The organism is Marinilabilia sp., from assembly GCF_016278715.1.
Classification (GTDB): domain Bacteria; phylum Bacteroidota; class Bacteroidia; order Bacteroidales; family Marinilabiliaceae; genus Marinilabilia.
On record NZ_JADQBH010000254.1, the window covers coordinates 1 to 10,661 of the forward strand.

Annotated in this window: 7 protein-coding genes; all 7 read right to left on the bottom strand. The window is 42.8% G+C overall.

Annotated elements, in window-relative coordinates; all coding sequences use genetic code 11:
- Positions 1–2,817 (bottom strand): two-component regulator propeller domain-containing protein (locus QZZ43_RS15675; protein ID WP_291861363.1); only part of this gene is annotated, 2,817 nt, incomplete at its 3' end.
- 6 nt (positions 2,818–2,823) lie between these two features.
- Positions 2,824–3,801, bottom strand: coding sequence for a hypothetical protein (locus tag QZZ43_RS15680; RefSeq protein WP_291861364.1), 978 nt, complete (start codon positions 3,799–3,801; stop codon positions 2,824–2,826).
- A gap of 5 nt (positions 3,802–3,806) precedes the next feature.
- Positions 3,807–5,231, bottom strand: coding sequence for a PKD domain-containing protein (locus QZZ43_RS15685; protein WP_291861366.1), 1,425 nt, complete (start codon positions 5,229–5,231; stop codon positions 3,807–3,809).
- 10 nt (positions 5,232–5,241) lie between these two features.
- Positions 5,242–6,153 carry a type IX secretion system membrane protein PorP/SprF gene (locus QZZ43_RS15690; RefSeq protein WP_291861368.1) on the bottom strand — a complete coding sequence of 304 codons (912 nt, stop codon included), beginning with the start codon at positions 6,151–6,153 and terminating at the stop codon, positions 5,242–5,244.
- Positions 6,154–6,165: 12 nt separating this feature from the next.
- Complete coding sequence (locus QZZ43_RS15695) at positions 6,166–8,379, bottom strand: gliding motility-associated C-terminal domain-containing protein (protein ID WP_291861370.1); 2,214 nt, start codon at positions 8,377–8,379, stop codon at positions 6,166–6,168.
- Positions 8,380–8,572: 193 nt separating this feature from the next.
- Positions 8,573–10,027 (bottom strand): TlpA disulfide reductase family protein, encoded by a 1,455-nt coding sequence (locus tag QZZ43_RS15700; RefSeq protein WP_291861372.1) that lies wholly within the window; start codon positions 10,025–10,027, stop codon positions 8,573–8,575.
- Between the two features lie 190 nt (positions 10,028–10,217).
- The coding region (coaD, locus tag QZZ43_RS15705; protein ID WP_291861374.1) for a pantetheine-phosphate adenylyltransferase at positions 10,218–10,661 on the bottom strand (444 nt) is incomplete at its 5' end.

The window sequence follows — 10,661 nt, forward strand, 5'->3', positions numbered from 1 at the left end:
TTCTATTTCAAGCACTGAGATATCCATACCGTCTTTCGTATTGTCCTTGTTTTTGCTGTTCTGAAGCAGCACTTTAATTTCGAAATCAAGCCTTTCCAGCATGTCTGCCGGAGAGTTTACATCTTTACGTTTTACAATATCGTTGAGCAGGGTGCTGCCAATCATGGACATAAACGCTCCGGGAACTCCATGTCCCGTGCAGTCGGCACAAGTGACGATGAAATGATTCTTTGTTTTAAAGAACCAATAAAAATCTCCGCTCACAATGTCTCGTGGGGCAAAGAAAATAAAGGATTCAGGAAACCGTGATTTCAATACCTCCAGAGGAGGGAGAATGGATGACTGAATCGTTTTGGCATAATTAATACTATCAGTTATGTCGCGGTTCTTACGTTCAATTTCGGCCTTTTGTTCCCGAAGCTGAATGGTTTGCAAATCAACTTCTTTTTGAAGTAATTCCTTCTGCCTTTTTAGCTTCCGTTCGCGGGAAACAATTATTAAATATACGGAATAGATTATCAGTGCTGCCAAAATCAGGAAGAACCATGGTCTTTTCCAGAAAGGTGTGGCAATTGAAAAGGATACAGAAATGGGGTCGGCCGCAAATCCATCAGCATTAAAGGCTCGTATTTTTAATTCATAACTTCCGCTTGGAAGGAAGTCATATTCTCTGAAGTTGGTATTTCCCAGGTTTGTCCACTCACTATCCGATTGTTCCCCATTTTTAATTAACTGGTACTGATAAGTCACTTCATCGGGATTTCTGAAACTGATGCCCATGAAATTAAATCTAAACTTATAGTTCTCCCGGTAGGGATATGGGAGATGAATTTTTTTATTGGGGGAGTAAAGATTTTCGGAAATTTGAATTCTTGTGAAATGAAGCGCCGGAGCAACATCATTTTTTTTGTGTTTTTCGGGGAAATAGTGGATGGCTCCATTGGCAGAAGAAAACCAAAGGGTATTGTTCTGGTCTTTGAGAATCTGATAGAAATCGGCTCCCATATTTTCTTCATGCCCATAAGTTTTTATTTCACCACTTTGTGTGTCAAACATGCTTAGTCCAGGATGATGCCCTATCCAGAGTCGGTCATTGATGTCTGCTTCTATATCGTAACAAAAATTCTTAGCAAGGCCCTGAGTTATGGTATAGTGTTCAATCGAATCCCGGGTGTATTTAATTATTCCGCGGCCTTGTGTAGCGAGCCAAAATGCAGAATCACTTGTTTGTGTTATGTCAAAAACATCGATGGGAGCATCTGAAATTTTGTGGATTTCGATACTTCCGTTTTTTACTCTGCAGATTCCACTGTTTCTGGGGCCAATCCATACTTCATTTTTTTTGTCCAGCTCCACAAAATTGATGTTATTATGCGGTAATCCTTTGCCGGTAGTCAGTTGATCCACCTTCCCACTGGTGGTGTTGATGGAGAAAAAACCACCATACGTGGCCAGATAAATCATTTCATCTTTCCCTGCAATGTCTCTTATTTTTCTGCCGGGAACTTCGTTGCTGTAATGCCAGGGTGCAAAGGTTTGTTTCCCGGGAAGTCGCATGAAAAGGCCGTTGCCTGCAGTGCCCAGGAAAAGGGTTCCATCCTGCTTTCGGTAAATACCGGTGATGTTGTCGTTTGGAAGTCCGAAAGCTGAATCATAGTATTCAAAATCCGTAAAGCAAAAAGGGTCTGTTTTGATCAACCCGTTTTCCATTCCAAACCACAGAGTGCTGTCGTTTAAGAAGGTGGAGAGTACTTTTGATTGTTCAAAACCGATGGTTTCCAGGTTGTAGAAAACAAACTGTTCTCCTGATAAAACCGAGGTGCCTCCTCCATAGGTGGCAAACCAGTAATTGGATTCCCGGTCGCAGAGAATATCCCGTACATAATTGTTGCTGAGCCCGTTTTCTGTAGTGAAATTGAAAGAATCTACAAAGGTTTGGCTGTCAGGAGCATAAAAGAGTTTGATAACCCCATTGCCCCACGTAGCCAGCAACAGGTTGCCATTGGGTTCTTCTTCTATGTCTCTGATATTTTCCCATTGAATATCGAATTTCAGACACAGGCTGTTGTCAACTATGTGGGTGCTTTTGTCCTTGGTTTGTGAATAAAGAAAAAAGCCATTGTCTTCGGTGCCTACCCAGAAATCACCGCTGATTCCTTTACGGGGAACAATGCAGTTGATATTGGTCATGGGTATTTGTGCTATCCTGGATACACTTTTGATAGAGTCTTTTCCAACAGTGACAATGCTTATCATTCCCTCCGAAGTTCCTGCCAAAAGCTGGTCGTCACTTTGTGCAAGGGTGTAAAAAAGTTTTCGGTTGAGCTTTTTGTGCCGCAGAATCTGATAACTTTTATCTTTTTTGTTGATGCTGATCAGTCCTTCATTCTGGCTGATGGCCCAGGCATGATCATTTTCACTGGTGACGATGGCCGTAACCGGACTTCTGGTTTCAGAAATATGGATAGGGAAAAATTCATTGTCTTGGTAAAGTGTAATATCTCCATTGTTGTGCCCAATCCATAAAGCACCGTCTTTGGCTACATGCATTACTGAAATAAAATCATCAGCAAGCGAATCAGTATGATTGAAATTGGAAAAATCCTGCCCGTTGTATTTTACCAGGCCTTCGCCGGTGCCCATCCAAATGTATCCGTTGTGGTCCTGACTCAGAGAATAAACAAAGTTTTGAGGAAGTCCTACATTTGAGTCATACGTCTTAAACCTGAAAGATTGTGCATGAATGGGCGAAACGCATAATACAAGGGCATGGACAAAAATAAGAATAGCAGACAGCCAACGGGCACGGAGAAGCATATAGTGTTATTTTTTTGGTTTGATTCCTATGCTGTATTTATATTCCGGAATTCCGCCAATCGGGATACTGTAAAACGGCATCAGTTCTCCGTATTGGTTTTCCAGAAATATTACTACGTTGTTGTCTTTAACAAGGTTTGATTTTTTCTTGATCATTTGAATATCCAACGAACTATTGTGATCGTCCTCGTTGATAACATGCCTGCTGTCGGCCCACCCGTCATCCCCTGATGCACGTACTATTTCGCCATTTTTTGAAGGACTGATTATTCTGATGAAACCATCATTATCCCAATCGAAATTACTTTGTTTAATGGCTATTACTTCGGAGGTCATATATGGATAGATGTGTGAAACTTCATTGACATCGTTGTGGAGACGGAATTTGTACTTGAAATAAAAAGCAAAAGCTCCTTCTACGGGGCGGTTTTCATTTCCTTCGGTAGTCAGAAATAATTTGTATAGGTTTCCGTCATCACCTTCCGTTCCTTCAATTACGAGTTTAAATATATATCCGCCATATTCGGGGAGTAATTCACCTTCGGTAGGGTTAAACGGACCAAAGGTGTACCAGTTATTATCATATCGCGGGTTTTGTGCAAAGGTTCGTGATGCCAAAAGGTTTCCGCTAAGGTAATTGCCATCCAGATTAGACCTTCTTGCATCTTCTTCTGAGCAGGCTTCATCTCCTCCATAAACCGAATAGCGCATCATTGTATCCCATTCCTCTTTTTGTTCATCCACCTCGCCACCGGTGTCGGGGTCAAATACCCGGATAAAAACAGGAGATTCAAATGTTTCGGGTATGGAGAAAAATATGATTTGGACAAAGTCATCGTCGCCCCATCCGGTTTCACCTTCTCCTCCAAATGTTACCAGGTGTGGAATATTTTCATCCACTGCCGGAACCGGTTGTGCATTAACGTAGGATGCCAGAATGAATAGCGAAAAGAGGGTATAATAGAAATACAATTTAGTGCCCATAGTTTTTAATCTTCTTGTGAATCAAAAATTGTGATGTTTCTGTAATAACAAATAATCCGGCCGTCAGTCAATGTCGTGGAACAAATAATCTGATAGTTTCCGGCTTTTTTATATTGATAGTCAATATTCTTGCCAATTCTGGTTTCTCCATCGCCAAAACTCCACCAATAAACCGGTTCTGAGCTCAAACCTTCTAATTCGCGGGGGTGAGCTTTAAGATGAATGGGTTGGTAAGTTTGAATGGTGTCGGGGGCTTCGAACCAAATCTGACTGGTTCTTTCCAGATTCAGGTCGTAAGAAGCGACAGAAAACAGGTCTTCATTGAGCAGGGTATCTACCACATTCAGATTGATGTGGTATTTGCCGGGGCCGGGGAAGCAATGGTCTACTTCAAGGCCTATGGCGTTTTGTCCATCACCAAAATCCCACCTATAAATATAAGGTAAAGTATCTGATTTGAACGGACCGTTTTCAAAAAAAGTAAAGCAATAATTGTCCTCTACTATTTCTTGCGGATCGGAACAGCCCACCTGTGGCATTGAAAAACGAAAAATATCATCATCCCCGTTTCTGTCGGATGCAAAATAGCCCCATTTCTCATCGTCGCTGATAAAACAGGAAAAATCATTGGAAGTACTGTTGATGGGTATGGGCAGTTCAACCGGGTTGGCTTTGGTGTCCTTCCAGTCGATGTAATATATATTTAATCCTCCCGATTCGTTATGTGCGTCCGAAGAGAAGTAGAGTTTACCTGAAGGGTGGATGAAGGGGAACAGTTCCCTTCCTGAGGTGTTGATGTGTGAGCCGATATTTCTGGGAGTGCCCCACTTACCTCCATTTTTTTCGGATACATAAATGTCGGTTGCCCCCTCCCCGGTTTCCATATCTGAAACAAAAAACAGAAAACGTCCATCTTCGGAGAGAGAGGGATGTCCAATTGAACTTCCAAGGGGAATGTTTAGTTGAAGTTGCTCATACCCGTGCCATCCTTTATCTTTCTTTTCTGCAGCGTAAAGGCTCAGGGGATTACTTTGGTCTCTGGTTTTTCTGGTGGTGGTTTTGTTGCTTTTATTGTGTGTGGCAATCATCTGGCTGCCGTTGGCTGAAAAGGTTAGAGAGCCTGCGTTGTACCTTGGTTGGTCGGGTGGGGCGAAGAGTGTTGTTTTACCCAAGGTGCCATCTGCTTGGAGGGGGGCTGTAAATACGTGGTACAGCAATTCATCATCTTGGTTCAAATAGGTTACCAGGAGGTTTGTTCGCCTGTTGGAGATGAAATATAACACTGAATCCTCTAGCAGAGGAGCAATTTCACTATTCCCGGGTGTATTTATTTTGACCGGTTGTATCACAATGTCCTGCGCCGGTGCTCTCCCGGAAATTGCAAGGGCAGTAAGAGCTATTAATACTGATATTGTCTTCATCGGGGTCATAACTCAGGGTTTAAAAGAACTTGGGACTAGGTGTGTTAATTTTGTAACCAAAATCGTATTGAATGGAGATTTCATGGCTGCCATTGTTGAAATCGCCAATGTCTCCAAGTGAATAGTCGTAAGAGTAAGCCAACCGAAGCTGGGGGAGAATTTGCCATCCGGTAAGAAAAATCAATTCCTCGCGGGTGCGATAAGTGATGCCTCCCCAAATCATTTTGTCATAGATGATAGTCCCGGAGAGGTCGGCCCAGCTACCTTTATCCTGATTGACTTTTAACAGAAAGGAGGGTTGAAACATCAGTTTGGAGGACACATCGAACAGGTAACCGCCGGTTAACAAAATATCGGCTTTTTGGAGATTCAACTCTGTTCCATCCATCTTCTCAAAATCGTGAGAGAAAAATTCCGGAATTGAAATGCCTCCAAACAGGCGATCGTTGTAAATACTCCATCCAAAACCTGCCTGAGGCCCGTTTGAGGCATCATTTCCTGCAAAAGCGGGATCGTCCTCGTGTTCCAGATTAATTTCGTTCCAGTTGATCTGGTAACTGGAGAATCCGCCGGAAAGACTGAAGGCCATCCATGTGTATGGATTAATTTTAACTCTGTAGGTATAAGCGAGTGAAATGCCCAGATTGTTTTTTATGGTAAATTGTTCATTAAAGATCTGCAGTCCGAGTGCCATATTTGGGTTTCTAAGCGGGGTGTGGCCTGTAAGGTATTGTGCCTGGGGTGATTGGGGGAGGCCAGTCCATTGTTTGCGGAAGGAGCCGAAAACACTCAAAACCTCTCGCGAACCTGCAAAAGCACTGTTGATGGTAAAACGATTGTGCATATACTGACTCAGTGTCATGGCCCTTTGAGCCGACACAGTTATGGTCAAAAGAAGAAAAACAGAAAGAATGAGTCCCTTTGTTCTCATTTGTCAGGGGGTTTAGTTGTGTTTGCGTTTGATGACGATATAATCTTTAACCGGGTCAATGCCATCTCCTTTAAAAATGAAATAATAGATTCCGTTTTCAAGAGGGTTTCCATCAGCATCCACTCCTTCCCATTGATTGCCTTCCTCCAGATTGGATTTTTTAAATACAACCGCCCCGCTTTGGTCAAAGATTACCAGTTCGTTCTGGGGGATAGTATGGGCCCCCTTTATGGAAAAGTAATCGTTGCGATTATCTTTTGGGAGTGGCGATATTCCGGTATAATAGGTTAAACCTTTTACGGTAATGGTCAGGTTATCTGAAACTTCAGGACAAACGCCATTGGTTACTGACCATTCCAGGTTGACGGTGCCATGCTTAAGACCTGTCAGTGTTGCATTCTGGTCTCCCGGATTGGCAATAATTCCAGGGCCTGAAGATATGTACCACTCGCCCACCCAGTTTTCGGTGTAGGAAACAGGTTGACCTGCGCGAAGAATGGTTTCATACTGATTGTAAAGAGTGAGGTCTTCACCGGCAAAAGCAACAGGAGGTTCATCAAACCGAACCCGAACGTCATCTGTGGCAGTACACAGCCCGTTTGTCTCAATCCATGTGAGGGTTGTTTCGCCCCAGGTACTTTGCTGATAGGTGGCCGCGGGGTTGTTTATTTCATTGTTCAAAATATTGCCTGATGTAATTTGCCATTCCCCATGTTGGGCTGATGGCGACATGCTGCCATTTAGGTCAATCTGGAGCCCGCAAACAGCAGTGTCGTTACCTGCAAACGGGGTTGGCATTTGGTCAACTATAATGGAAAGTTCATTTCCCAATTCAGAAACACAGCTAAATTGATCGGAAATGGATGTTAAGTGAATATTGGTTGTTTCGGTTGGAGCAGAAATCAGCGCCGATGTGGGGCTCTGATAAGTTACAGATTGTGCCTCCTCATTTATGGAATAATTCAATGTCCAGGGGCTGTTGTTCCCTCCTATTGTAAAAGGTATGCTTGCTTCACTGCCTTCACAGATTCGGGTTTCAATATTTTCGAAAGAAATGGATGGCATCTCAATAAATTGTACTTCCACCTGATCGGAGTTTTCGCAACCATTGTTATTTTCGGTCCAGGTCATGGTGTAAACTCCTTGTTCAGATGCTGTGACCACACTGGCGGGGTCGGATACCGAAGCTATGGTGATTGGCGAGGCAACGGAGGTCCATTGACCGGTTCCCTTATCTGAAATAGCTGAAAGTTGGGTGGAGAGGCCACAGGAAAGAAAGTCGGTTCCCGCATTGGTCTCCGGTTTTAAATCAACGATGGTGGCTTCTCCGGTCAGATCTTCAGGATTTGCAAGGCAGCCGTTGCTGTCTTTTACCCAGAGCAGTGAGTAGGTAGTTTCGCCCTGAACATTCACGGTTTCGTTATACACGGATGTTGTGGCAGAACCGGTTATCTGTTGATTTTCCTGATCTGAAACAGCAAATGACCACGGGCTGTCGTTTCCTGTAAAAGAAAGATTGAGCACGGCATCCTGGGGTGTAGTGCCACAGACTTCGGAAAATGTTGCTACGGAAGCTGAAGGAGACCCTCGGAAGACAACCTGTACTTCGTCCTGAGCGGTGCAAACACCGTTTTCCTGTTTGAAAGTTAATGGATAGGTGCCGGCAGAGGATACACTGTAACTGCTGTTGATGGCAAGTGGGTCAGTCAGAATTCCCTGAGTGGGTGTTTCCCATGAATAGACCGAAGAAACAGGATCGGGAGCTGCACTCAGTACAGCTGAAAGGCCACAGGAATCGATGTCAACACCAGCATTGGGAGAGGGGAGGGTCCAGTTGGTAAAAGTTACTCCCGGGTCGGTAGTTGGAATATAGGTGGTTCCGTCGCTGGACATCTCAGTGACCTGAATAAGAAATGAGGAACTGGCCTGCCCCTCAGGTATTGATAAAGAAATGTTGGTGGTAAAGCGATAAACTCCATTTACATCCAAATCGTCGCCATGAATATAATCTGCCGAAGTTGTAATGGAACCGGGGAATAAGCGAATCTTGTATTTAAAAGGTGTTTGTCCGGAAAATTGTATGTCAAGAGTCACCTCAACCGATTCTGAATCGCAAACATCAATGTTGCCACTTATAATCTCTGCATCTAGTCCGTTCTGAGCATTGGTGCCTAATGACAGACTCAAATATATCAGAGTAGAGAAAAGTATTTTAAGTTTGTCCATTATAATGAAACCCTAAATTCAACCCCGTTTTAAGTAAAAAAAACACTTCTTTACAAACCTAATAAAAAACTTAATGAAAACTGCAATTATTTAGTTGTGTAAAGAGTACTTTTATAACTACATACAGTCCATTCATCAAAAAAAAAATTGAAGCATGCTGTATATTGCTTTGCGGGAGAGGCAAAGGGGACAATTAAGGGCCAAAAATGGATTCTCTCTTGGGTTGTTCTTTTCTTTGCTGTTCGTTTTGATAATCACGGTATTGTTTGATGAAGTTGTCATGGAAGTTTTCTCCGGGGGCTGGTGCAGGAGAAAAGATCAATTTTCCCTCAGGGCTGATGAGGTAATATTGCGGAACAGCTTTGATGTTGTAGTTCCTTAATACGTTGGCATTCATTCCAAAATGTAGAAATTTCCATTGGTAATCAGAATCTTCCACAAACTGAGCCGCTTTTTCATAATTGTCATCTGTCAGAATGGTGACAATTTCCAGATTGTCACCGAAGGTTTTCAAAAGACGTGGTAATAATCTGAGCTCCTGCCGACAATTGTAATTTTCGCTGTGCATGAAATTTAAATAGACGAATTTTCCCCTGAAGTCCTCCAGATTGTATTCATTGCGGTTGAAGTCCATCAGTGAAAAATCGGGTGCTGTAGATCCCGGTTGTAAAGCGGCAATATTTTTGTAAAGAGTGCGGGCCGTTGTTCTTATTTCTTCAATGGAAGTTTGCTCGGAAGTTTCCTGAAGTAATTGCAGGGCTCTTTGTGGAGGCAGTAGTTTTTCGTAATAGCTCTGGTAGATAGTCCATAAGGCCATAAGTTCCGAAATGTCGGTTCTTTGGAAGATGCTGTCTTGTTGAATTAAGTAAACTGTTTTCTTAAAAGTAAGTGGAGGCGTGAAGTTTTTCTCCAGTGTTTTACGTCCAAATCCTCTGAACACATCCCTGAAGGTTTCCCAGTAAGCAGGGAGATTAAAATATACCGGATGGGAAGAAAAATATTTCTGAATAATTTCTTTTTCTGGGTTTCGGGAGGTAAGCATTTCGAGACGTGCGTATCTGAATTTTTTGTGATTTTGGAAAAAGGAATCAGGGCTGCCGGGAAAACGGATTTCTAACGAGTCAATAATAGCGGCAACAGCTTGTTTGTTTTTTGAAGCCATCAGCCGAAGGACTTTGGTGTCCAGTTCCTGATAAAAGGCATCATCGAAATTGCGTATTTGAGCATTAAGGTCGTAGCTGTCCTGGTTGATGATACCAATTGAGATGGGTTCGCGTTGAAAAAACGGATTTAACCGCTGAGTTTGAGGTACGGGTTTAAAGGGAGGGAGTTTGAGTTCGTATTTTTGTCCGGGACTAAGATAGATGAATCCACGGTAACTTCCCAGATCTGCAAAAGCATAAGTCGTCTCCTTCAGGGATAAATCAAAAGAAAAATACCCTAAGGAATCAACCTGTAGTGAAAACAATTCCTCTTCCTCAAAATTCAGATAGTTTTGATAATGCTGAAATACCAACCCCATATTTTTGTATTCGGGAGCATGACCGAAAATTTGTGTGGTATGTTCCTGTGCACTGCCACTATAGATGGCGGTACACAGGAGTAGGCCTGTTAAAATGATGAACTTAAATATTTTATGCGAATTCATTAACTGTTTTTATTGGTATTGAAATACATTGCTCCGTATTCCCGAGGTGTCTGGATTGCAAATAGCTGGTAACTCTCCTATTGCAAAAGGCAGGAGGCCACTCTTTTATAATAAAAACTTAGCGTCATAGCGTCTCTGCGTTTAAGCTTTTTTAAGCGGTCAATTGAAAACATGAATCATGCCAATTCGCTTATTGCTCACGACTCACTCGTGCCACCTGAATTTTTATTTTGTCTGGAATAAATTTGGAAGCGTCTCCGCCATGTTTCAGAATGTCCCGCACAATAGAGGAGTTGACAGGAGTATGTTCGGGGGATGTCAGAAGAAATACGGTGTCTATGCCCGACATGGATTTATTCACCTGGGCAATGGCACGTTCATACTCAAAGTCGGCCGAAGTACGAATCCCTCTGAGTATAAAACCGCAGTTCAGCTCTTTGGCAAAATCAACGGTTAACCCTTCGTAAGTGACTACTTCGATGGTTTTTTTATCCTGGAAAACCGACCGAATCCATTCCACTCTTTGTTTTACCGGGAAGAAATCTTTTTTGTTGGCATTGAATCCAATGGCGATATAGACTTTGTCGAATAGTGACAAGGCGCGTCGAACAATATTCTCGTGTCCAACTGTGAA

Excerpts from the sequence above, each read along its gene's own strand:
- QZZ43_RS15680 (WP_291861364.1), bottom strand. The coding sequence starts at position 3,801 with ATGGGCACTAAATTGTATTTCTATTATACCCTCTTTTCGCTATTCATT.
- QZZ43_RS15685 (WP_291861366.1), bottom strand. The coding sequence starts at position 5,231 with ATGACCCCGATGAAGACAATATCAGTATTAATAGCTCTTACTGCCCTT.
- QZZ43_RS15690 (WP_291861368.1), bottom strand. The coding sequence starts at position 6,153 with ATGAGAACAAAGGGACTCATTCTTTCTGTTTTTCTTCTTTTGACCATA.
- QZZ43_RS15695 (WP_291861370.1), bottom strand. The coding sequence starts at position 8,379 with ATGGACAAACTTAAAATACTTTTCTCTACTCTGATATATTTGAGTCTG.
- QZZ43_RS15700 (WP_291861372.1), bottom strand. The coding sequence starts at position 10,027 with ATGAATTCGCATAAAATATTTAAGTTCATCATTTTAACAGGCCTACTC.